Consider the following 23,053-nt stretch of genomic DNA (forward strand, 5'->3'; position numbering starts at 1 on the left):
TTAACCTTGGCGGATACAGAAAACTAATGCAATAACGCAAACAATAGCAATATACCAATGGCAATAAACAAGTTGGTCTTCCAAAAGGCATTTTGGGTTACCGTTTGCCGAATCAATACCCCGCTCCCCCTCAACCAACCGGCCCAACATCCGGCGATCAATGCTTGTAGCATCAAAATAGTCCCCACCAACATATAGGTCAGATCCAACCAACCCTTGGATTGAAACATAGAAGGCAACAGCAGTAATCCAACAATGCCCGCCAAGGCCGCCCAACTGCAACCCACCAGCAATGCCAACAAAGAAGACAATAAAAATCCCTTAAATCCTTGCATCACACTCTCCTTGTTTTCGATAAAATTGCTTCCCTTTAGCCTGTAGTATTTTTTATCTATCCCTATGGAGAGCGTAAGTATCACACGAAAATCAAGAACTCACGTTGAGATAAATAGCATTGGAATCAGGCTGGTTGAAAATACTGACAGCTGGTTGCAAAATGCCATCGTCGCTTCTCCAGTGTTCGCAGTAGTAAGTTCTTGCAGCGTCCCTACCGGCCCAGGAAATAGTTTTCCAAATTCAGCGGTAAGCCTGGGCCAGTTATCATGATGGATATTCACCACACCTACAGCTTGGCGCTCTTTTCACTAATAGCGACACGTTTATCATTGCGAATACACCGCCAGGCATAATCCATGCATTCAAAATAATTCTTTAACGAAAATGCAATACCATTGGTTGACTAGGCGATCAATCGCATTAATTCCCAATAAAGGGGTATTCTGAGAATACAAGCCAATCATTTAAATATTTATTTTTTAGACGTAGCCACATTCCTGCCAAAATAAAAATTCAAGTCAGCAAAAAATATTTAAACTTATAGTGATTTAATAAAGCATTCAAACTTTTCAACCACCTCATCTTTATTATATTTAGAAGGTAACTCCTTAATAAATCTCTCAGGATGATTCAGTGCGTCTTCAATTCTAATGCCTAGATCCTCACCTTCTTTAACCAATCCCGCAAAGTCTTCTCCTAATACCTCAAGTGGACCTACAGCTTCTGTCGCTACAATAGGAATTCTAAGTGCCATGGCCTCAAGCAAAACATACCCCATAGACTCAAACTCTGAACACAACACAAGACACTTAGCTTTCTTCATGATATTCCATGGATTTTTAAGCTCACCTAAAAAATGTACGCGATGACTAATATCACATTGATCGAGTATTCTGTGCAATTTACGGGTAATAGGACCATCATGCTTAGGCTCAGCCCCGACAAAAACCAAGTCCGTTGAATGATGTAATTCTTTGTTATCAATATAAGTTTTTAACAGTAAATCCTGACGTTTCTCTGGTGCAATCCGACCAACATGTAAAATGAAATTTTCTGGTAAACTCATAGTCAAAGATTCATTAGCTTTGGCCTGAATTACAGCAGGTTCAAAAGGATTTGGTATATGTTTTACTGGATATTTAATAAACCCATTAATCTCATCACCAAGTTTTTTAGAAATAAAAACAACCTTCCTGCGACCTAGAGAAAACTTTACTTTAACAAGTTCCTTGAACTTACTTACTAAAGATTTATTGCATTTGAACTTATACAAGGGATCACCATGAATAATAGAAACAACCCCTTTTACCGGAGCGTAACGACTTGCGGCATTATTCACAAGAACCATCACTTCTCCCTTAACAACGGAGCGCTTAAAAAGCAAAAGTTTAATCTTGCTAATTTTCTTAACATTGACCCATGATGACCAACATTCCAAATCCGTTTTATTTTGCTCACCTAAATTCCAAACTTCAACTTCATTACCTCTGGCAACCAACTCTTTCACTAATATCAATGTTGCCATTTCAACTCCACCTGGAGATATATGCCTTACCACGAAAATATACTTCATTACACTTAACTATTCAAATGAGATTCATTAACAACAATACTAAACTCTCTGCTACAACTCTAGCCTGACTAAAACTGGTAGCTAAAGGTAGAAGGATTTCAAATCCTGCTCAATTTAAGACAGCCACCATCAAAAGTGAATTAATATTTTAAATCAATTCAAAAGCACCTCAAAAACTCATACAACAACAAGGAAACCCAAAAAAAACAAAAACATAATCAAAACATTTAATTAACACAAAACATTTGAAAACACTTATTCACGCCTGCAACCACCCAGCGGACAAGTTGCATCACAAAACAGCAACAAATACCAAGACGAATAAGCGAATATAGAACATCCTAAACACTTTCCGAGCAGCAAGAAGCACGCTATTGGGAGTCAGTCTCTGATAAATAACGACAGTTTTATGGAAATGAGATTCTCTGAGACGCTCACTTTCGGAGGTTCATGACAAAGCGACGGAACAGGGCGATGTTTTCCACCGCGTCTTCAAGTGTGATACGTGAGTTATCTTCTTTAAAGAGAACATCCAACACGCAATGCTGGCTGTTCTCAATCCGCCAGTACTGGCGGATGTAGTGGCTGCGCTGCTTCAGCAATAGCATCAGCATCAATGAAGTCGTTCTTGTTACCTTTGACGTAGGGCTTTACATACTGCGGAGGGATAAGTTTGACTTGCCTAAATCGATACCGAGTACTTGAATAAACATGATGATCTACCTCCTGTCCAAATCTAATCTCAGCATAATTGCTGAGGAGGGGGCAGACCATCACATTAGGCCAAACATGATTTGTTTGGCTTTTTTATTGTAAATGATATTAATCCAAGTCTTTCAGTGGCCAAAGTACAATATGATCTTCAAGATCCCTGACTTTAGTTTCACTCAATGTCTTATCTTTCACCGACATCCCCACTTCATGCATAGCATTCTTGGAACCGGTCAAGAGCGGATGCCAGGCGGGTAATGGTCGCCCCTTATACAAACGCCGGTAAGCACAACTATCCGGTAGCCAGTCCAACTCTCCGATATTATTCGCCGTCACCGCAGTACATTGGGGAACAAATTCAAAGCGCTTTTCATAATGAATACAGCTGCAATCTTTATCAGACAACAACTTACAAGCCGCGTTAGTATAGTAGAGTTCATCGGTTTCATCATCGATGAGCTTATTGAGACAACATTTGCCGCAGCCATCACAGAGAGACTCCCATTCATCGGGAGTCATTTCGGCCAGGGTCTTGGTTAACCAAAAGGACATAAACTTGTTGATTCGTTCTTGAAAACTTGCGTGAACGCTATTTTACACTAATTTGAGGGTGGATACTTGATCCGTTCGGAAAGATAGGCCGCCGCCAAAGCAAAATAATCTGAATCCTGCCAGCTTCGCAATGCGCGATAATTCTGATACACGAGATAGTGTCGACCACGTTTGCCATCGGGCATAATCAATGACACTTGCATATCAGTTCTGCCTGGCAGATCACTGCCATCGTAACGACGAACGCCCAATTGCTGCCAGTGACTGAAGCTCGCCTGATAACCTACACCCAGTTGGTCATTCTCTATCGACTCTGGTGCTTTAACCTGACGTCCCCAGGTTTGGGTGTCATCCCAGCCTGCTTGCTGCAGGTAGTTAGCCACAGATGCCAAACCGTCAGCGAAACTATTCCAGATATCAACCTTGCCGTCGCCATCGCCGTCGCTGCCATATTGTAGATAGGCACTTGGCATCAGCCCTAAAGGTCCCATGGCGCCAGTGCTGGAGCCCTTGAGCTCATTTGATTCAAGCGATTGTGACGCGAGGATTTTCAGTGCCGAGATAAACTCATTGTGATAAGCCTCTTGCCCCTCATAGGCCAGTGACGCTGTCACAGACAGCACAGGATAACTCCCTTGCTGATTGCCAAAATCCGACTCGAGTCCCCAAAGCGCCAAAATAAACCTGGGTTGCACCCGGTATTGTTTGCCCAGCCCAAGCAACAGCGGCCGATACTCTTCAGCCAATACTCGCCCCTTGACCACCATCTCTTCATTGATAATCCGGGGAATATAGTGTTCTAAATCCTGCGGTGGCTTCGGAATGGCTTTATCATCATTGGAGGCCTTTTTAAACAGTTTTATTTGGCTGAAGGCCTTATCCAATGTGAGTTGATCTATCCCTTGCGTTGCCGCGTCCTGTTTTAATATATCAAGATACTGCTCGAAACTGCCCTCAGTCGCCACGCAAACATTGGGCAGCGCCACACCCAGCAGTGAAATAAACACCAGGGAAAATCTATCCATAAACCGCGTTATTCCTTAAGCAGAGTGATCATCCAAGCCCTTGCTAACTCTCAGCTCCTTCAGCATATCCACCTGAGGCGGCGGCAATTGCAAATAATAGCCCTTTTCTGCCAGGTCTGCTTTTACCTTGTTAATATCAGCAATGCCCAGTTGTTGCCTTTTCTGCAGCGGCAATAGCATTACCAGTTGTGGCGGCCCAAATACCTGCATCAAGGGAGCAGGTACATCATCAAACTGGCCTTTCTTGTTAACGAATAAATAGGTGTCGGCTTTTTTCAGGCTTTTATAGACAGCACAGATCATAATTGTATCAATTTCCATGGGTTCAAACTTGCCACTCATCGGGGCACACTATAACATGGACGCCTTGGAATATAACGCTGTCACGCAATCTGACTGTTCATTTTCTGGAGAATGATGCCGGGATGCCAAAACCTAGTCTAGAGCTAAAAGGCTCTTCTTTTACGCTCTCTGTACTTCACATCAATACCCCTGATCTGGGCGCCCTTTTCAAAGAGCTCGATGGCAAGCTCGCCCAGGCTCCGCAGTTTTTTATCAATGCCCCATTGGTGCTTAACCTGAGTCAAGTTAGCGACACTGATATAGATCTCAAAGGACTGCGCCAGGGACTAACCGACAGAAAGTTGGTGATTGTTGGGGTAACTGCAACCGATAAGGCTCTCAATGAAGCCGCCAAAGCTCAGGGATTAGCCAGTATCAAGGCGGGAAAGCAATCAGAACTGCCACCGCCTCCCCCGAGAGTCACCAAGATAGTGAAACAAAACGTGCGTTCCGGGCAACAAATATACGCCAAAGACGGTGATTTAATCGTTTTTGGCGCTGTTGGGAATGGCGCTGAAGTCATTGCTGATGGTAGCATTCATGTATACGGGGCACTGCGTGGTAAAGCCATGGCGGGAGCCAGCGGCGATAAACATGCCGTGATTCTGGCCCAGTCCATGGAAGCTGAACTGGTTTCAATTGCGGGACAGTATTGGTTGACTGAAAACCTGCAGCAACACTGTACCGCCAAGAGTGGTTGTATCAGGCTCAGCGGTGAGTCATTAATCGTTGAATCGCTGCCCGGATAAGGCAGATGGAAAGGATAAAATAGAACATGGCACAAATTATTGTTGTCACCTCAGGTAAAGGCGGTGTGGGCAAAACCACATCGAGCGCGGCTATCGCTACCGGCTTGGCGCTCAAAGGACATAAGACTGTCGTTATCGATTTTGATATTGGCCTTAGAAATCTGGATTTGGTCATGGGCTGTGAACGCCGGGTTGTTTACGACTTTGTCAATGTCATCAACGGTGAGTCCAATCTAAATCAAACACTTATCAAAGATAAGCGCTGCGATAAACTGTTCGTTTTACCGGCATCCCAGACCCGGGACAAGGATGCCCTGACCCGAGAAGGTGTCGGCAAGGTACTCGATGATTTGAGCAAAGACTTTGATTACATTATCTGTGACTCCCCTGCGGGTATTGAAACCGGCGCCATGATGGCACTCTATTTTGCCGATATCGCCATAGTAACAACCAACCCTGAGGTTAGCTCGGTCAGGGATTCAGACAGAATTCTAGGCATGCTGCAAAGCCGTAGCCGCCGTGCCGAACAAGGGCTTGAGCCTATCAAGGAATATCTGCTGCTGACCCGTTACTCCCCTGCCAGGGTGAAAACCGGCGAAATGCTTAGTGTGGAAGATGTACAGGAGATCCTGGCAATAGAACTGCTTGGAGTTATTCCTGAGTCCCAGGCAGTGCTCAAGGCTTCCAACTCTGGCGTGCCGGTGATCATAGATCATGACAGCGATGCAGGGCAGGCCTATGAGGATACAGTGGCTCGTCTGCTGGGTGAAGAGCTTCCGCTACGCTTTGTCGCGGAAGAAAAGAAAGGATTCCTTAAACGAATATTTGGTAGCTAAATTATGTCATTACTCGATTATTTCAGAAGCAGCAAGAAAAGCAGCACCGCGGCAACCGCCAAGGAACGTTTGCAGATCATCGTTGCCCATCAACGCGGTGAGCGCGGGGCCCCGGATTACTTTCCGCAGATGAAGCAGGAGATAATTGAAGTGATCCGCAAGTATGTGCACATCTCTGAAGAGCAGGTATCTGTGCAGTTGGATCAGAACGATGACAACTTGTCGGTACTCGAACTCAATGTGACTCTGCCGGAACGCCCCTGATTAAAGGGCACACCCTTATAAATAATGCCGTTTCTGTAAAGAGACGGCATTTTCTTATCTGGTCATTGCCAATACAACTCGCTCTGCCAAACACTGATTGCAACCCACTCAAAAAGCTATTTAATGATGGTTTCAGTAAAAAGCAATTTTGGATAACGGCCGACAACACCCATAAAAAATCCGATGAGTCTGTATCATCGGATTTCAGTTTCAGCTTTGCCAGAGCAGCATTTGATTTATCCCTGGGGATCAGCGCCTGGCAACCGGCACTTCCAACATAGCCATAGCAGCCACACTGGATTCCAGAGGTTTACCTTCAAAACGAGCCTGGAAGCTGTACCCCTCAGGGCCAATTCGCTCAAGTGTCTTGGCCGGTACCTTGAACATCACCTTCAGTGTCTGCCCCGGCTTAACGCTGATATCTCTGATTGCTTGAGTGAACATCATTTCGTCTGACCAAGCCCAGACTCGCTGTTCCTTGTCATCCACCAACCAAAGATCCGCCGTCATCCCAGAATTGAAGCGAATCCCAATCGGGTATTCTTTGGGATTATGGATCTCCAGCATCACCTGCAAAGGTTGCTTGTCGACCACATCGCTAAATGTCAGCTTACCTTCAAACAGTGCCGGTGTCGGCGCTTTTTTGATGGTACCAAAGTGCAGTGTCAGCATTCTGAGTTCCTCTATCCCTGTCGGGCTCTTTTGAGGCACAGGCTGAGTAGTTGCGGCATTGGAGCCGCTGCAACCAACAAGTGCCAAGACCGCTAGCAAAGGCAAAACGGCGCGCATCAATTACCTCCTCCAAGTTTCTTGAAGATGCTTTCTTTAAGCTTGTCTTTCACCTTCTCGGTCTCTTCCTTGAGCTTGGAATCAAACAATGCCTGAGTATCGAGCGCAAATTTAGGTTCCTGGAATGAACCAGAAATCATCAACGGGATTTCAACACCGGCCAGATCATTCTTGCCTTCGCCGCCCTGTCCCTTGAGGCTACCGACCACTGAGGTTTTCAGCTTATAGTCCAACTGTTCACTGATAAGGTTGGCACTACCTGCACCCGCCAAGCGAATAAGTGGTGATGCCATAGCGAGATCCGGGTTGTTGGCCACACCATTTTTCAGACTGAAACTGCCGGTCAGACTGGAAAAGTCTGTCTTGCGTTCACCCTCGTCCTGAGCCGACAAATCACCTTTAAGCTTGGCTTGAGCACTGCGGATCATATATGGGATATTCACCCCATAGAGCGCACCATCACTGATTTCAAACTTACCGTTGGCATCCAGGTTCTGCTTGATATTATCCGGGATCAAGCTCTTGCCTTTACCTTTGACACTAAACGCAGTAGCTCCGGCAAGAATTTTCAAATCGGCCGCATCCTTGAGCAGAGGTTGAATTTTGACGCCGCTGAGCTGAGTATCAAAATTGTAGCTGGCGACCTTGTTGCGACCGTCAAGCTGCGCCTTGGTCATCAGTTTGCCCTGATACAAATCAGCGCTGAGCTGCTTCATATCCAGCACGCCATTGGTCAGAGCCAGATCCATCTGCCAGTTTTCAGTGGTCAAGCCGGCAACCTTAATGGCCTTAACAGCAAGATCCATGGCGAAATTGACCTGTTTCATCGCGCTCAAGTCTGGTTCACTGCTGGCCTTGGCGGCCGTTGCCGATTCAGTAGTTTTGGCGGCGGCTTTATCTTCTTCTCCGGCAGGCAGTAACTTGTCGAGATCTATTTCCCCCAAAGCCAACTTGGCTTTCACATCCGGTATCTTGCCGCCGAAAGCCACTTTAAGATCCCCTTTGCCTTCAATATCGGCCACCTTGAGACTGCTCAATACCAGCTCGGCGTTTTGACGATTAAGATCCAGTTTTACATCAGCATTCAGGGCGGCGCTCAGGCTTCCGCCGGGCATACTCTTGCCTTCAACGCGATTTTCAATGGCAAAGCCGGTGATCTCCAACTGCTTCATGTCCGCTGAAATCTTCAATTGCCCTTTACCCTCGCTGGCAATTTTCATCTCCGACATATTGCCACTGAACTTATAAGCCAGAGGCGCAAATTTACCCAGCGAAAACTCGCCCAAGGTCAGAGACTCAAGCACAAAGGTTTGATCACTGCCACTGCGCTTGTCGAGCAGATGAATCTGGGTATTGGTGATATTGATGCCACCGATATTGAGACTGGCCAATCCCTGAGCGCTGCCTTCGGTATTCTTGGGTTGCTCTTTGGCCGTCCCTGTGTCACCACTGAGCCCATCCAGACTGGTGCGGCCGTCTTTCTGGGTAATGAGATCCAGTTTCAAGCCATCGAGATTTAATTGGGCAATTTCCACTTCTTTACGAAACAGCGGCATCAAAGCGACTTCAGCGACAACCTGGTTGACCGCCAGCATCTGTTTTTCATCAAACCCATCCGGGTTACTCAGGCTGATACCGCCCAATTCAATTCCCAGTGTCGGGAAAAAAGTCCAGTTGAGATCCTGACTAATGACCAATTCACGCCCTGTCTGTTTTTTTACCGCATCGACTATTTGGGGTTTAAAGTCGTTGGGATCAAACAACAAGGTCAAATACACAACCAGACCGAGAAACAATACCGCGAAAATACCCAGTATCCACTTAACCACTTTCATAATAGTTTCCTTGTTCAACAATAAGGACTAAGGCGCTTGTTCAACTGATAAAGGCCATATTCAGGGGATTTTGACTAATTGCGATGCCATTATCGTCAGCATAAAGCATCATGCCGGGGGTTATCTGCACATCACCGATGCAAAGTGCACAGTTTATTTCTCCGGCCCCCTTGCGCTCGGTTTTAATGGGGACTGCCGCCAGAGCCTTTACCCCAAGCGGCATAGTTGTCAAGGTGGCAACGTCACGCACAGCACCGTAGATCACCACTCCCTGCCAACCATGGTCAACAGCACTCTGGGCAATGAGATCCCCCATAAGGGCCTTGGCGGTAGAAGCGCCACCGTCCACCAACAGTACTTTACCCGTACCATCGGTTGCCAATAGCTGTTTCACCTTGGAGTTATCCTCGAAACACCTGACGGTAACGATTTCGCCCCAAAAAATCGATTTGCCACCAAACTGACAAAAGACAGATGGCAGCAACGTGAGATCATTTTCATAATGATCAAAGAGATCCGGTAACAAATCCAGCATATAGGCCTCCGTGCAAATACTGCTTTCTAGGTTAACGCCCTTATCCTGTCACCACAAGTTCCATGATAGCAGAACAGTTGTCTCCAGATTTATCCCATCCAATAAACGGTGAAATGCTTGAGTAATTTCAGAAATATACTATAGACTATTACAGGTGACAGCTTTGCGATCCCTTTATCCTGTCCCCCCTTTCGGGCAAAACTTCGTTTTAAGTGAACATACATGACAAAAGATCTCGATTTGCAGAGTGCTATTGCGGCACTCGATGCATATGGATATGAAAAAAAACACTCAACGGATCTTGAGCAAGCCAGAAACAAACAACAGATGACCCGCTATTTGAAGTCTTTGGACTTTAGCCTCAGGCGTCTGAAGCTTCTTCAGGAAGCGGTCAATGAATTGGTTGAAGAAACGCAAAACAACTTGCATAAACAGGAGCAAGTACAAACCTTTAAGACCAAGGTCATCAATTTATCCCGCGAACTCAACATGTCCTATGATGAAGTATTGGTCTATATGGCCAATCAGGGTAGTAAGTAAGGATGTGAGTTCAATATCGATTACAGTATTGTTCGATATACCAGAGTTGTTTGATATATCAGAGAGGCGCAGTCAATATCTGCGCCTCTCTTTTTATGGGACAAGGATGTGCGTTATCACCCCAGATAGTATTTCACAACTTATTTCACTTTTTGAATCCTATTGCATTATTGTTCGCTTGCTACAATTAACAAAAGAAATAACTGTCTTCCGCTATCGGTTTCACTTTCCAACCGAATACCACAAATAATCCCATGAAAAATATGAGCCTTTTATAGCACGCCCTTCCGTTTGCACTACACTTAAGAAAGTTGAAATCATCTGGATTGAACAAAACACGGGCTTCAGACTATGACTAATGGAGGACAGCAATAACCATGGGAAAGATGCTAGTGCCTTTGGCTCTATTGCTATTCTTGTTTATCTGGCTCAGCATGCCCAGACAGCCAAACTCCCCAGTTTTGCTCAACCAGACGCCGGTTCGCATCGCCGTATCCACCTCACTGCTTTCGGCCCCTGTCATTATTGCCGACAAGCTCGAACTCTTTGCCCGCGAAGGCGTCTATGTAGTGCTGCAACCACTTCAAGGAGGTGATCTTTGCTTCGAGGCTATGCTCAATAACAGGGCTGATCTGGCCACCAGCTCTGAATCCGTAGTGATGTTTAATAGCTTCAAGCGAACCGACTTCACCGTACTGGCAAGCTTTGCCGAATCGGATAACGACATCAAACTGTTAACCCTACATCAGAGCGGTATCACCACTCCGGCCCAACTGGAAGGTAAGCGCGTTGGCGTCGTCGCCGGCAGCGCCAGCGAGTATTTTCTTGATACCATACTCAACATAGCCGGACACCCGTCCTTAGCGCCGGTTCGGGTGGATATCCGCCCGTCCGCTTTAGCACCGGCGCTGCTTGCAGGCGATGTGGATGCAATTTCGGTTTGGGAACCATACGGATTTCAGCTATCGCAACATCAACCTGGCAAGATAAACGAATTTCCCAGCCGCGGTTTGTATAGCCTATCTTTTAATCTCATCAGTCGTAAGGGCGACAATCAGGCGTACTACGAACACCATGTGCGGATCCTCAAGGCGTTGAAACTCGCCAGTGAATTTATTGTTCTGCACCCGCAGGAAGCCCGTCAGTTGGTTGCCGAATATCTGCACCTGCCCACTGAAGAAGTCGTCGCCCTATGGCCAGACTATCTGTTTCGTTTGTCATTGGGTAATAGCTTGCTCAGCAATCTGCAATCACAGGCACGCTGGGCCATGACCAGCGGCACCATAGAAGCCCAGCAGTTGCCCGACTTCAGAAATGTTATCGCACCCGAAGCACTGGATCAGATACAACATATGTCATTGGTAGAACAGAGATGAAATTATCCAGCCGCCTCAATATCCTGGTCATTCTCTGTGTTACTCTGACACTGGTACTAGCGCTGTCATTGCTGCAGCAACGTCATTTCTCCCAGCAGACGTTCCAACAGATGCACAAACTGGTGGAACTGCAACTACACCTGGATCTGCTGAGATCCAACTTATGGCTGCTGCAACAATACAGGGACACCCAAGCGGTGGAAAACACCCAAAGGGATCTGCTGCGCCTGAACGCCCTCTTGACTACCACTCAGGTCGATGATGAGCAGCAACAACAGCTGTTGGCTAACCTCAAACGCCAAAGCAACAACATCAGCACCCTGTTGGAGCATTCTCTGCCCAAGCTGTCTCTGATAGCAGATGATCAATTGGTCAGTAGTATGTTGCTGTCAAGATATAATATGAGCATTCAATCCATGAGCGAAGACCTGTTTCGCTTTCAACATCACACCATGGACAGAGCCCGTGTGCTGCAGCTCAGTCATCTCTATCTCAACGGTGCCCTGCTGTTGGCCATAGCCCTGCTGGTGACCGGCTTTACTCTGCATACTCTGAGGCGTTTTCGCCGCCATTTGGGCAGTTTAAAACGCGGCATTCGCGATCTGGCCAAGGGCGATCTTCATAGCCGTATCAGACTGGAACAACAAGATGAACTCTCGGAGCTGGCCCATGAGTTCAACAATATGAAGCAGGCATTGATGGAAGCGACAAAGCGAAAAGATCAATTACAGCAGGAAGTAGAGGAACAAACCCAGCAATTGCAACTACAGCAAGATAGATTGCGCTATCTGGCAGATCATGACGATCTCACCGGCGCACTCAATCGCGGCGCCGCCACCACCGAGTTGGAACACGCCATTGTGCGTTGCCAGCGTCAACAGCTTAAGGCGGCGCTGCTATTCATTGATCTGGATAAATTCAAACCCATCAACGACAATTTTGGTCACAACGCCGGTGACGCAGTGCTGGTGGAAATAGCCAAAAGGCTGAAGGAGACATTAAGACGCTCTGATCTGGTGGCCCGCATCGGCGGTGATGAATTTATCATCTGGCTGGAGCCAATAACCGACCGTAAAGAAGTCTGCACTGTGCTGGAAAAAATCAATACCCTCGGCCGCGATATCCCCTGGCAAGGACAACAACTTCAGGTTGGCCTGAGTACCGGCATCAGCCTTTATCCCGAGCATGGCGATACCCTGGCCGAGCTTATCAACGCTGCCGACAGCGCCATGTATCAGGCTAAGCAGGCACCCCTGCAAACTTCAAAGGAGTTTGCAGCAAAGAAGCAATACAGCTTTGCCTCGCCCTTGGCCGACGCCTGACAAAGCCTACCGTCTCATGCTCAGTCTCTGCGTCTTTCTTCAAGCAAACGGCCACAGACAGCGAAACCAGTTGAATCTCGGCAATCTTATCGCCAATAACAGCACCATGGCAGCGAAATAAAGACTGGGTTCGATGATTTCGGACTTAACCGACCAGTAATAATGCACAGGTACCAACAGGGCTATGGCATAAATACTGTAGTGCAGTTGCTGCCAACGCCGCCCCATCCGGCGCTGCAATGCCTTGAACGAGGTCAGCGCCAGCGCAGCAAGCAACAACCAGGCGCTGGCCCCCACCAAAATATAGGGACGCTTGATAATTTCACTGAGTAGCAGCTCCCAGGCAAACAGCAGATCCAGGCTGAAATAGCTGAGAATATGCAAGCAGGCCCAGGCAAATACCCAGAGTCCGAGCAAACGCCGGGTCTGCATCAACAACCCCAGTTTGAATTTTCTGGCCACAGGCGATACCAACAAGGTTGCCACCAAGGCGTTGAGTGCCCCTTTGCCGGTGAAATGGATAATATATTGCACAGGATCACCACCGGCGCTATCTGTCACCACTTGCAGAACCAAATAAAGCAGTGGCAAACCGGCGGCCAAATGCAACAACGCCTTTAACCAAGGCAGTTGCTTGGGAGCTAGACGCATCAATAATATTTCCTTAAATCCAGATCCCGGTACAGATGAGCAACCTGCTCGCCATAGCCGTTGAACATCTGGGTCGGGATCCGTTTGGCAGAGAAGATCCCGCCTTCGGCAATCCGCCGCTCTGTCGCCTGTGACCAACGCGGGTGATCCACCTTGGGGTTCACGTTGGCATAAAAACCATATTCATTGGGTGCCAATTGATTCCAACTGGTCGGCGGCTGTTTGTCCAAAAGCCTAATTTTCACGATAGATTTAATGCTCTTGAAACCGTATTTCCAGGGCACCACCAAACGCACGGGAGCACCATTTTGCGGCGGCAGCGTCTTGCCATAGAGGCCCACCGACAGGAAGCTCAACTCGTTCATCGCCTCATCGAGCCTTAATCCCTCCACATAGGGATAATGAATGCCGCCGCCCATCAGGCGATTGCGTTGCCCAGGCATCTGCTCGGGATCAAACAGGGTTTCAAAGGCCACATGAGTCGCAGAGGATTTGACTCCGGCCTTGGCCAGCAAAGCCGCCAGCGGAAAGCCGACCCAGGGGATCACCATGGACCAGGCCTCGACACAGCGCAAACGATAGTGACGCTCCTCCAGAGGAAGCAACTTGAGCAAATCGTCATAATCCAACGTCAAGGGGCGCTCGACCTCACCTTCAACTTTCAGCATCCAGGGATTAACCTTGAGGCCCTGACTGTTTTCGAAGGGATCTTGTTTACCTGTACCAAACTCGTAAAAATTGTTATGGCGGATCACCTTATCAAGGGGGGTCAGGCTCCCCGGTAATTGAAACTCAGGGTTGCTGCGATAGTTGAGATTTGAGGTCACAAATGCCTCGTTCTCGCGCTTTTCACCAAAAAGGTCAAACAGGCCAGCCTGAACATGGCCGGGAATACTGGCACCTATAGCGCCGAGCCCCAACGCCTTGACTATGTTGCGCCGATCGCGAAACACAGATTCCGGCGTGACTTCAGTTGCCGGCAACTCCCAGGGCATTTGCCTACCAATCCCTAGTTTAAATTTTTTATTGCTCACAGTGACCTCTCAATAGCTGCAGTCAATTCAGTTTATAAGACCCAGGCAGGCAAAGAAAAATTTCCTGCTGGAATAATTCCAGCAACTCCATTGGCTGAACATTGGCTGACAAGGGGTACAAAATGGGCAACTCTTGGCCATTTATCCTGAGTCTGCATGCCCTGGCCCTTGAAGGCCCTGACTCATTCTGCGACTCTATCCGGGTTTTCCGCTCCTCTTTTTGCACTCAAGGGACATGATATGGACTTGGCCACCACAATTTCCGCGCCTCAACTCATTGCCGCCGCAGCCGTATTACTGCTGGGTATCTTGCTTGGCGCCCTCTTTAATCAACGCATGACCCGTAGCCGCTGGCAACAGATTAAAGACCAGTTAATACTGCAACATGAACAAAGATGCAGCGAGCTCAGCGAACAACTCAGCAGCAGTCAGGAAAAAGCCGAATGGCTGGTGTCACAACTCGGTAAAGCAGAGGCTATTGCCGAGCGGGTGCCTGACCTGGAACAGCAACTCAAAGATGCTCAGCGCAAACAGTTGGAAACCCAGCTTAACCTGTCAAAATCCAATGCGATGCAGCAGACAATCAGCGCCCGCTTCGACGCCGAGCAACAGGCGCTCAACGATAAGATTGAACTGCTTGAACGCAGTGAAGCCCGCTTAAAAGAACAGTTTGAAAATCTCGCCAACAAAATTTTTGAAGACAGAAGCGAAAGGCTAAAATCCCAGAATTTATCGCAACTCGATGGCGTACTTGGGCCACTAAAGCAACAGCTCGAAGGCTTCAGAAGACAAATTCATGAATCCTATTCACAAGAACAGAGTGAACGTTCCTCACTGAAACACCAGTTGGAAGATCTCAAACAACTCAACCTGCGCATGAGCCAAGATGCGGTCAATCTCACCAAGGCGCTCAAGGGTGACAACAAGCAGCAAGGCAATTGGGGCGAAGTGATCCTGGAGCGTGTGCTGCAGGAAAGTGGCCTCAGACAAGGGCACGAGTATGATGTGCAACAGGATCTGAAAAATGATGCCGGCAAGCGCTTTAAACCCGATGTCATCGTCCACCTGCCGGCCAATAAGGATGTGGTAATAGATGCCAAGATGTCACTGCTCGCCTATGAACGCTACTACAACGCCGAAACCGATGAAGAGCGTTCCCTGGCGCTGCGTGAACATATCAACTCTATCCGCGGTCATATCAAAGGCCTGAGCCAGAAGGACTACCAGCAACTGCACGGCATCAAGAGCCTCGATTATGTATTAATGTTTATTCCGGTGGAACCCGCCTTCCTGCTGGCACTGGAACAAGAGCCGCAGTTGGTGAATTTCGCGCTCGAAAACAACATCATGCTCGTCAGCCCAACCAATCTTTTGGTAGCACTGCGCACCATCAATAACATCTGGCGCTACGAATACCAAAACCAACACGCACAAAGGATCGCCAGGCAAGCCGGTAAAATTTACGATAAACTCTGTGGCTATCTGGAAGATATGGACAAACTCGGGCGCGCGCTGGACAATGCAGAGAAGTGTTTCAACGGCGCCATGAATAAACTGGCTACCGGCAGGGGTAACCTTGTCCGCCAGGCTCACCAGATGCAACAGTTGGGCGTTGAAACCAGTAAACAATTGGATAAACAACTACTTGAAAAGGCGATGACAGAAACGCCCTTGCCAGTAGGCAAGGAGGTTGATGCCATAGAAAATACAGAGAAGGACGGCGAACTCACCTCCTGAATTCAGCCTCTCAAGTGAAACTGGCCATCAACAAGGAGTTTTAGATGCGCAGAGCCTTGACCCGAATCGCCCTCGCCGGCAGCGTTGCCTTGAGTGCATTGACAGTATCCATCCCTTGGATGCTGTTTCCCGGGATAGGCCATGCGGCCAAGGCACCTGCCGCTTTGGAGCAACAACGCCAAAGCTACCTAAAGGCCAGAGAAGCGCTGGACAAGGGCCAACTTGCCGATTATCGCAAGCTCAGGGCCCAACTCAAGGATTACCCGCTCAATATCTATCTGGATTTTCACGCCGAGCTCGATGACATAATGGCGCTTGCAGGCCCAGAAGCACAAAAGGCGATAGACAAATTTGAGCATTCGCCCCTGCATGGCAGCGCCCGTCACAGGTACCTGCTGCGAGCCGGCGCCGACAAACGCTGGCATGACTTTCTGGCCATTTCCCCGGAACTGCCCCGAGCCACTGAGCTGCAATGTTACTTTTACCGGGCCCAGCTTGGGCAAGGGAATAAACAGGTCGCCTGGGATGGTGCCCGTCAACTCTGGCTCTATGGTCGCTCCCGTCCCAAGGAGTGCGATCCCCTGTTCAATGCCTGGAGCAAAGCCGGGCTTCGCTCACAGGAGTTGATCTGGTCGCGAATGTTGCTGGCCTTTGACGCCGGACAAAACGGTCTGCTGCAGTATCTGGGACGCAAAGTCACCCAACATCAGAATCAGGCCAAACTGCTGCAGGCGGTATACAAAGATCCCAATCGCCTTAGACGCATGAACCAGTTTGATGGCGCGGCCCCCATCTACAGCGATATCGTTTCTGCCGGACTCAAGCGCCTGGCCCGTAAAGATCTTCGTCAGGCGGTGCGTTTGTACGTTAAGTATGAAAAGGCCGGTAGATTCAGCGACTTCCAGGGGCGACAACTGAACCGTTATCTGGTCAGGCGAGCGCTTATCGTCGAGGACGAAGGGCTTAGGGATCATATCGACACTATGTTGCCGCTGCTCGAAGCCGACGATCTGACCGAGCGCCGTTTGCGCTGGGCCATTGCCGAGCAAAATGACGCCGATATCCGCCGTTTTCTCCCCTTACTCAGCGACCAAGGCCGCAACGATGCCCGCTGGCGCTACTGGCATCTGAGAGTCAATGGCCGGGACGATGCTGTGCTCGAAGCGCTCAGCAAAGAACGTAATTTCTATGGTTTCTGGGCCGCCGCCGAACTCGGTATCGCCCCCAATCTGGCGCATGTGCCGACTCAACCACAGGCACAGATGCAGGCAAGGCTTGCCGATGACAAGGCGCTTGCCCGGGTATCTGAGCTGCTGGCGCTGGATAAGTTGGTCGATGCCAGAATCGAATGGAGCCAAATGCTCGCCCGCCACAACAAACAGATGCGTGCCCAGTATGGGGTCTATGCTCAACAGCAAGGATGGGATGCATTGGCGGTTGAAGCCAGTATTCAGGCCAAGCTCTGGAATGATATGGAGATGCGCTTTCCCTATGCCGCCGATCCTTTCTTTACCCAGGCAGGTAAAGACTTCAAGGTCAATGTCAATGAAATTCGCGCAATCTCCCGCCGCGAAAGCGCCTTCTACCCCTACGCGACTTCGTCAGTGGGTGCCAGAGGCCTTATGCAATTGATGCCAGCCACCGCCAAGCAAACCGCGAAACAGTTTAAACTGGCGTTCAACGGCAATCGCAGTTTGTACGACCCGGCCATCAATGTGCCACTCGGCAGTGCCTACTACACCAAGCTGCTGGAACAGTTCGACAACAATCGGGTACTGGCCGTTGCCGCATACAATGCCGGTCCACATAGGGTAAAACGCTGGTTGAAGCAGAGCGATGGCAAACTGGATGTGATGAGCTTTATTGAAACTATCCCTTTCAGCGAAACCCGCGCCTATGTGCAGGCGGTGTTCACCTACCGGCAAATTTATGAACTGCGTCAACAGCAAACTCGGCCACAGTTCAGCGAAGCAGAACTAGACCGCCGCTATTGAGGCGGCGGTGAATTGGCACTGAGTCAAATTCCCAACACTTTGATATTAAAGAGCTTGTTCCTAGACGTATTTTTCAGCGCTCAACGCTTTAGTGGGGTAAATTGACTTGTTATCTTGGCCCCATAATGGGAATAATTAGCATTCATTTAGCTAACTCCGTTGATAACTACATGGATCTTTCCCCTCCGCGGCACATTGCCTGTGAATATCAGCCGCTTGTCTGTCCCCGAACTCTGGCCATTCAAGGCTATGAAGCCCTGGCCCGCTTTTACGATCACCAAGGAGCCTCCTTGGCACCTAATCTCGTATTCGACTGGCTGCATAGAGACAGCCGTGCTCTGGCGGCGGTAGAACTGCAAGCCAAGCTGTTGCAACTCAGTCAGGCGCCCAAGACTCCCAGACTCAACCTCAACCTGGATCCTCACGCACTCGATAGCAGCAACTGTCAGTACATGATGCAGGCACTGGATAAGTATCAGCAGCAAACCGGAGGCTTGACGGTGGAGCTGATAGAAAACACCTGCGTCAACGATGCCGACAAGGCACAAACATTACTCAAGGAGCTGCACCGGCGCGGGATCACCGTAGCGCTCGATGACGTCGGCGCACCCCATGCCATGGTGTCGCTACAACTGTTGACCGCCGTAGACTGCATCAAGCTCGACCGTCACTGGCTCAGTGCCATCCAGATACCACTCATGGCTAAGCTTCTGGAAAACTTGCTTAATTTTGCCAAGTCCTGCCAAAAAATAACTATACTCGAAGGAATAGAAACCGAGCAGCACCTGTCTCAGGCTCTGGCTTTGGATGTGGATTTGGTGCAAGGTTTCTACTTCAGACCTCAGTTCATCCAAACCGAGCCGGAACTGATTTCAGTGACCATCTAACAAGGAAGCCAATGTGTCCAGGAGCCAGATAACCCAGGTACTGCAGCAGCTCGAGCAAGTTTTGATAGGCAAGCCCAGGGTAATACGGCTGGCACTGGCCTGCATTCTGGCTCGCGGTCACCTGCTGATTGAAGATCTGCCGGGCATGGGCAAAACCAGTTTATCCCACGCGCTGGCGCAAACCTTAGGCCTGAGTTATCAGCGGGTACAGTTTACCAGCGACATGCTGCCGGCAGATATTCTCGGGGTTTCCATCTTTGATAAGCAGCAATCTGAGTTTGTATTCCACCCTGGCCCCATCTTCAAACAGATGGTGCTGGCCGACGAAATCAACCGCGCCAGCCCCAAAACCCAGAGCGCCTTGCTCGAGGCGATGGCAGAGCGGCAGATCACTGTCGACGGTGTGACCCACAGGCTGCCGCATCCTTTTTTTGTGGTCGCCACCCAAAACCCCACAGACCAATCAGGCACCTTTCCACTGCCGGAATCCCAGCTGGACCGCTTTATGATGCGCCTCTCCATTGGTTATCCCAACCAGGACGCCGAGTTGGCCATGCTCAAAGGACAGGAGCGCAACCAGCCCCTGCCCCAGTGTCTGAGTGCGCTCGAGCTGGATCAACTGCAGCAGGAGTGCGAACAGGTGGCCGCTTCCGACGCCCTGCTTAACTATATTCTGGCGCTGGTGGAGGCTTCCCGCAACCAAAACGAAGGCTATGGCCTTTCCCCCAGAGCCACCAAGGCGCTGCTGGCGGCTGCCAAGGCCTGGGCCTATATCCAGGGGCGTCAATATCTGGTGCCCGAAGATGTGCAAGCTGTGTTTGGCGCCGTTGCCGAGCACCGCCTGCGGCATTCGAGCCAACTTCAGGGCGAGCAGTTATCGGCCAAGTTACTCGGCACCATTAATCCCATTCGGTAACAACGAGATGGCCTCTGTGACCTCCCTCTTCTCTGCGCGGCTCAACCGCTGGTTGTCACGGCGTATTCCCGCCGCCAAAGAGCAACGTTTGAGCCACAGAAGCATCTTTATTCTTCCCAGCGGCTTTGGCGTTATCTGGCTGGCGCTGGTACTGCTGCTGTTTCTGTTCGGCACCAACTATCAAAACAACCTGGTGATCGGTCTGGCCATAGTATTGGCCAGCGTGTTTCACACCTGCATCATTCACAGTTACCGCAACCTGGCGGGATTGAGACTCAATGCCCGTAAGCCTCCCCAAGCCTACGCCGGTGACAGCCTCTCCTTCCCTGTCACCGTCAGCGCCGACAGAAGCCTGTTTCGGCTCGGTTTCAGCTACCCGGGAGAGCGGCAAGTCTTTATCTCCTGTGTCGATAACCAGGAGCAGACGGCTTTGGTGCCCATGCAGCCAAGGCCCAGAGGCCTTTGGCATCCAGGTAGACTCAAGGTGGAGTCCTGCTATCCTCTGGGGCTCTGCCGCGCCTGGTCTCATCTGGATCTCGACACCAGTCAATGGGTGTTTCCAGCGCCTGTGGTCAGCACAGCTAAACTGGGCCGCTGTGAACACGTCCCCGAATCCCAAGACAGTGGCGAGTGGCTCAGCGGCGTCGATGAATACGCCGGGCTTAAGAGCTATGTTCCGGGTGAATCGCTCAAACAGGTGGCCTGGAAACAGTGGGCTCAGGGCCGAGGCATGCTCAGCAAGGAGTTTGCCGAGCCTCAGGGGGCGCCTTTGTGGCTGGAGCTTAATAGCAAGTTAACCGGCGATGAGTTGGAAAAGCGCCTGGGTGAGCTGAGTTATCAGGTCAATCAATTGGCCCATTCAGGCCAAACCTGGGGGCTTAAGTTAGCGGGCAGGACCATAGCGCCTTCTCAAGGCGAACCTCAGCGTCAGGAATGCCTCAAAGCCCTGGCGCTCTATCCGGCAAAGGCTGAAGGTACCGGCCGATGAAAGCCGCTCGCTTGCAAACCGCGCTCAAGGAGACCTCGGAGGAGATCATCGCCCGCCGCACCTTGCTTTGGCTGCTGATCACCAATCTGGCAGTGCTGGCGCCGCTTGCAAGCAAAATCACCCTGGGAACCCTGGGGATCTGCGCCATCTGTTTTGTCTGGCGCTTGGGGATCTATCTTGGCAAGGTCGCCAGGCCCCCCAGAGTGCTGGTGACTGTGCTGGCCATTGCTGCGGCGCTGACGTTGGCGCTGGTGAGTCGCGAACTTGGCCTGCTAAATGCCCTGGTCAACTTGTTGATCCTCGGCTATTCCCTCAAATATATCGAAATGCGCAGTCGCCGCGATGTCAAAGCCGTGGTACTGGTGGGCTACTTTCTTATCGCCCTCACCTTTATCGACCATCAACAGATGCTCGACGCCCTGCAACTCTCGCTGGTGGCTGCGCTCAACACCTGTGTGTTGGCAAGCCTCTACCACGAACAGGCCTCGTTCAATCGCCAACTGAAACTAACCCTGATGCTGCTGGCACAGAGTCTGCCGCTGGCGCTGCTGCTTTTTGTGGTGCTGCCGCGTTTCAGTCCGCTTTGGATGGTGCCGCAGATGAAAAGCAGTACCACAGGGCTGTCCGATGAGCTTAGCTTTGGTGATATCTCGCGCCTGACCAAATCCAACGAGCTGGCATTTCGCGCCAGTTTCAAGGGTCAGATACCGGCTCCCGAAGACAGGTATTGGCGCGCACTGGTATTGGAAGAATATGACGGCAAACGCTGGCAGCAGTCACGGGGAATAAAGGCGCTGCAGCAAGACAGCTTTATCATGAATAGCCGCCCCGAACCCGGCGTCCCCAAAGGGCCTTTTATCGATTACAGCATCATAGCCGAGCCGAGCGGCCAGCATTGGCTGTTCGGCTTGGATCTCGCCTACAGCATGGATCCACGCCTGGTGAATCTACCGGACTTTCGCCTCTATGCCATAAGGCCGGTAGAACAAAAGTTGCAATACCGGGTGATGAGCTATCCTGATGCCCCGCTGGATAACCGCTTGAAAGCGCCGCTGCGGCAGCTCAATCTGAGCCTCCCCGATGAAATCAACCCCCGCAGCCGCAAACTTGCCGCCGATTTTGCCCATCGTTACCCGCAAGCCGAGCAGCGCTTGACGGCCATGATGCAGTATTTCAACAGTCAGCCGTTTTTCTACACCCTGACGCCCCCGCCGGTGGGGCCGCAGCAACTGGACGACTTTTTGTTTGAAAATCGTGCCGGTTTCTGCGTTCACTACGCCTCGGCATTCACCTTCATGGCCAGAGCCACCGGCTTGCCCGCCCGCATCGTCACCGGCTATCAGGGCGGCGAATACAACCCGCAGGCCGGTTATCTCAGCGTGTATCAATATATGGCCCACGCCTGGAGTGAGGTCTATCTCGAAGGCAAAGGTTGGGTACGTTACGATCCCACCGCCATGATAGCGCCCGAACGAATTGAGCAGGGTTTCGACTCCCTGTTCAGCCCGGAAGAAAGCTATCTTTCCGACCGTTCTTTTGCCGGGGTTAGGGCCAGCGACTGGTACAACAGCCTGAGACTCAGACTCGCCAGCCTGGATTACTACTGGAGCGTCTGGGTGCTGGGTTTTGACAACGAGCGCCAGCAACAAGTGCTCTCCAAGCTGCTGGGAGAAGTGAGTATCGGCCGTCTGGCAGCCTTGGTCCTCGGGGTGATGACCCTTACCTTTATCGCCATTATGTTCAACACTGGCCTGCTGCGGCTTAAAAGAGGCCCGGACAGCATCAACCGTCACTATCTCAAGGTATGCCGCCAGGCAGCCAGACTCGGGCTGCCAAGGCCAGCTTCCTTGGGGCCTGTGGATTACGCCGCGGCGCTTGTTGCGCGCTGGCCGGCGCTGACAGAGGAGATAGAAAGCTGGACCTCACTCTATATTCAGCTCAAGTATCAAGGCGCTTCCAAGGAGTCGGCAATATATAAACGCCGCTTTATCCGTCAGTCCCGCACTTTGTGGTTCAAACTGCTGAAACAAGATTTGCAACCCGATAAATCAAGCACCTAGA

The 23,053-nt window shown here is 50.1% G+C and carries 22 protein-coding genes and 2 pseudogenes; 12 read left to right on the forward strand and 12 right to left on the reverse strand.

Going from position 1 to position 23,053, the window contains the following annotated elements; translation table 11 throughout:
* Positions 1-23: 23 nt before the first annotated feature.
* The 7 genes and pseudogenes from WKR14_RS11395 to WKR14_RS11425 form a co-directional block, all read right to left on the reverse strand.
* On the reverse strand, positions 24-419 hold the full coding sequence (locus WKR14_RS11395) for a hypothetical protein (protein ID WP_157822709.1): 396 nt from the start codon (positions 417-419) through the stop codon (positions 24-26).
* Between the two features lie 41 nt (positions 420-460).
* Positions 461-733, reverse strand: a pseudogene (locus tag WKR14_RS11400) (hypothetical protein); the annotation flags it as partial.
* 141 nt (positions 734-874) lie between these two features.
* Positions 875-1,861, reverse strand: a complete 987-nt coding sequence (locus WKR14_RS11405; protein ID WP_339086180.1) for a glycosyltransferase — start codon at positions 1,859-1,861, stop codon at positions 875-877.
* Between the two features lie 485 nt (positions 1,862-2,346).
* A pseudogene (locus tag WKR14_RS11410) lies at positions 2,347-2,505 on the reverse strand (ISAs1 family transposase); the annotation flags it as partial.
* Between the two features lie 226 nt (positions 2,506-2,731).
* A complete protein-coding gene (locus WKR14_RS11415; protein WP_101057694.1) occupies positions 2,732-3,172 on the reverse strand; it encodes a YcgN family cysteine cluster protein in 441 nt (146 codons plus the stop codon).
* A 47-nt stretch (positions 3,173-3,219) separates the two neighbouring features.
* Complete coding sequence (locus tag WKR14_RS11420) at positions 3,220-4,197, reverse strand: lytic murein transglycosylase (RefSeq protein WP_101057696.1); 978 nt, start codon at positions 4,195-4,197, stop codon at positions 3,220-3,222.
* A 15-nt stretch (positions 4,198-4,212) separates the two neighbouring features.
* A complete protein-coding gene (locus WKR14_RS11425; protein ID WP_101057709.1) occupies positions 4,213-4,500 on the reverse strand; it encodes a YcgL domain-containing protein in 288 nt (95 codons plus the stop codon).
* Positions 4,501-4,622: 122 nt separating this feature from the next.
* Between WKR14_RS11425 and minC the strand changes: the two genes are divergently transcribed.
* The 3 genes from minC to minE are packed head-to-tail and all read left to right on the forward strand — an operon-like array spanning position 4,623 to position 6,388.
* Complete coding sequence (gene minC, locus WKR14_RS11430; protein WP_101057698.1) at positions 4,623-5,288, forward strand: septum site-determining protein MinC; 666 nt, start codon at positions 4,623-4,625, stop codon at positions 5,286-5,288.
* Positions 5,289-5,314: 26 nt separating this feature from the next.
* On the forward strand, positions 5,315-6,124 hold the full coding sequence (gene minD, locus WKR14_RS11435; RefSeq protein WP_101057699.1) for a septum site-determining protein MinD: 810 nt from the start codon (positions 5,315-5,317) through the stop codon (positions 6,122-6,124).
* Between the two features lie 3 nt (positions 6,125-6,127).
* Complete coding sequence (minE, locus tag WKR14_RS11440; RefSeq protein WP_039033258.1) at positions 6,128-6,388, forward strand: cell division topological specificity factor MinE; 261 nt, start codon at positions 6,128-6,130, stop codon at positions 6,386-6,388.
* Positions 6,389-6,637: 249 nt separating this feature from the next.
* On the opposite strand, the gene WKR14_RS11445 is transcribed toward minE, so the two are convergent.
* Genes WKR14_RS11445 through WKR14_RS11455 form a run of 3 tightly spaced genes read right to left on the reverse strand, consistent with a single transcriptional unit; the run spans position 6,638 to position 9,547 of the window.
* The gene (locus WKR14_RS11445; protein ID WP_335917048.1) at positions 6,638-7,177 is read right to left on the reverse strand and encodes a BsuPI-related putative proteinase inhibitor; all 540 of its coding nucleotides are present in this window, start codon (positions 7,175-7,177) and stop codon (positions 6,638-6,640) included.
* Positions 7,177-9,012 (reverse strand): AsmA family protein, encoded by a 1,836-nt coding sequence (locus tag WKR14_RS11450; protein WP_224866536.1) that lies wholly within the window; start codon positions 9,010-9,012, stop codon positions 7,177-7,179. Before WKR14_RS11450 ends, WKR14_RS11445 begins: the two co-directional genes overlap by 1 nt.
* A gap of 40 nt (positions 9,013-9,052) precedes the next feature.
* A complete protein-coding gene (locus WKR14_RS11455) occupies positions 9,053-9,547 on the reverse strand; it encodes a putative 4-hydroxy-4-methyl-2-oxoglutarate aldolase (RefSeq protein WP_165565006.1) in 495 nt (164 codons plus the stop codon).
* 222 nt (positions 9,548-9,769) lie between these two features.
* On the opposite strand from WKR14_RS11455, the gene WKR14_RS11460 reads away from it, so the two are divergent.
* From WKR14_RS11460 to WKR14_RS11470, 3 genes are all read left to right on the forward strand, one after another.
* The gene (locus WKR14_RS11460) at positions 9,770-10,087 is read left to right on the forward strand and encodes a hypothetical protein (RefSeq protein WP_101057707.1); all 318 of its coding nucleotides are present in this window, start codon (positions 9,770-9,772) and stop codon (positions 10,085-10,087) included.
* 377 nt (positions 10,088-10,464) lie between these two features.
* Complete coding sequence (locus WKR14_RS11465; RefSeq protein WP_101055102.1) at positions 10,465-11,463, forward strand: ABC transporter substrate-binding protein; 999 nt, start codon at positions 10,465-10,467, stop codon at positions 11,461-11,463.
* Entirely contained in the window at positions 11,460-12,785 is a 1,326-nt protein-coding gene (locus WKR14_RS11470) for a GGDEF domain-containing protein (RefSeq protein ID WP_101055104.1), read from the forward strand. Before WKR14_RS11465 ends, WKR14_RS11470 begins: the two co-directional genes overlap by 4 nt.
* Before the next feature lie 39 nt (positions 12,786-12,824).
* Here the strand turns inward: WKR14_RS11470 and msrQ are convergent, their stop codons facing one another.
* The gene (msrQ, locus tag WKR14_RS11475; RefSeq protein ID WP_165565005.1) at positions 12,825-13,439 is read right to left on the reverse strand and encodes a protein-methionine-sulfoxide reductase heme-binding subunit MsrQ; all 615 of its coding nucleotides are present in this window, start codon (positions 13,437-13,439) and stop codon (positions 12,825-12,827) included.
* Positions 13,436-14,431, reverse strand: a complete 996-nt coding sequence (gene msrP, locus WKR14_RS11480) for a protein-methionine-sulfoxide reductase catalytic subunit MsrP (protein WP_165565004.1) — start codon at positions 14,429-14,431, stop codon at positions 13,436-13,438. Before msrP ends, msrQ begins: the two co-directional genes overlap by 4 nt.
* A 279-nt stretch (positions 14,432-14,710) precedes the next feature.
* On the opposite strand from msrP, the gene rmuC reads away from it, so the two are divergent.
* The 6 genes from rmuC to WKR14_RS11510 all read left to right on the forward strand — a co-directional run bounded on the left by rmuC (position 14,711) and on the right by WKR14_RS11510 (position 23,052).
* A complete protein-coding gene (gene rmuC / locus WKR14_RS11485; RefSeq protein ID WP_101055110.1) occupies positions 14,711-16,207 on the forward strand; it encodes a DNA recombination protein RmuC in 1,497 nt (498 codons plus the stop codon).
* Between the two features lie 44 nt (positions 16,208-16,251).
* Positions 16,252-18,201 carry a transglycosylase SLT domain-containing protein gene (locus WKR14_RS11490; protein ID WP_234554715.1) on the forward strand — a complete coding sequence of 650 codons (1,950 nt, stop codon included), beginning with the start codon at positions 16,252-16,254 and terminating at the stop codon, positions 18,199-18,201.
* A gap of 170 nt (positions 18,202-18,371) precedes the next feature.
* Positions 18,372-19,088: an EAL domain-containing protein gene (locus WKR14_RS11495; protein WP_101055112.1), complete on the forward strand. Its 717-nt coding sequence runs from the start codon at positions 18,372-18,374 to the stop codon at positions 19,086-19,088.
* Between the two features lie 13 nt (positions 19,089-19,101).
* Complete coding sequence (locus WKR14_RS11500; RefSeq protein ID WP_101055114.1) at positions 19,102-20,004, forward strand: AAA family ATPase; 903 nt, start codon at positions 19,102-19,104, stop codon at positions 20,002-20,004.
* A 7-nt stretch (positions 20,005-20,011) separates the two neighbouring features.
* The gene (locus WKR14_RS11505) at positions 20,012-20,992 is read left to right on the forward strand and encodes a DUF58 domain-containing protein (protein WP_286996686.1); all 981 of its coding nucleotides are present in this window, start codon (positions 20,012-20,014) and stop codon (positions 20,990-20,992) included.
* The gene (locus WKR14_RS11510) at positions 20,989-23,052 is read left to right on the forward strand and encodes a transglutaminase TgpA family protein (protein WP_287590456.1); all 2,064 of its coding nucleotides are present in this window, start codon (positions 20,989-20,991) and stop codon (positions 23,050-23,052) included. The genes WKR14_RS11505 and WKR14_RS11510 overlap by 4 nt, the downstream gene beginning before the upstream one ends.
* Position 23,053: the final 1 nt, after the last annotated feature.

Source organism: Shewanella chilikensis, assembly GCF_037953065.1.
Lineage (GTDB): Bacteria > Pseudomonadota > Gammaproteobacteria > Enterobacterales > Shewanellaceae > Shewanella > Shewanella chilikensis.